The sequence below is a fragment of the Escherichia whittamii genome, assembly GCF_014836715.1.
Classification (GTDB): Bacteria; Pseudomonadota; Gammaproteobacteria; order Enterobacterales; family Enterobacteriaceae; genus Escherichia; species Escherichia whittamii.
Genome location: NZ_JACSQI010000038.1, coordinates 1 through 586 on the forward strand (window position 1 = coordinate 1; position 586 = coordinate 586).

Annotated in this window: 1 protein-coding gene; it reads right to left on the reverse strand. The window is 31.2% G+C overall.

Features of this window, described 5'->3' with window-relative positions; genetic code table 11:
- Nucleotides 1–6: 6 nt before the first annotated feature.
- A partial coding sequence (locus tag H9644_RS21440) for an ABC transporter permease (protein ID WP_191776502.1) occupies nt 7–586 on the reverse strand: 580 nt, incomplete at its 5' end.

Consider the following 586-nt stretch of genomic DNA (forward strand, 5'->3'; position numbering starts at 1 on the left):
ATATTCTTACCTTCCTTCGTGGAAGTTCTTTAAAAGCCAAACATTAATTGATCCTAAAATAATATCAATAAACGACAAGACTAAATTATTCTCTATAAATGACATTAGACTATTAGTAGTGTCACCCCAACGGACTTGATTTAATAAACTTCCTAGATTACTGGTCAAAACAATAAAGACAAAGATCAAAATAATCATAATGACAAAACGAATTAATTTACTATGCTTATCAGGAAGAAAGTCAGTAATGGTTCTACTTGATAGATTGAGCAAAGTCACAATGCTATAAACCAAAATTGCAAATAATATAAAGGCTAAAAATGCACTTAGTATTTCTCCAATTGGAAAAGCATCAGAAAATTTTTGCCAAAAGTCGCCCGCATGAGTTTCTTTAGCAAGGGCCCGGTTAATTTCCCAAATATTAGTTCTAACATCTTTACTTAAGAATGCCGGTAAAAATGTAACAATTCCCATTCCAATTTGAATTAATACCAAGTAAAGTCCATTAACAATAGCAGAAGAAATATTTGCTAAGTAAAATTTACTTGAGGAAATTGGAACTAAACGCCAAGTCTGAGAGCTATAC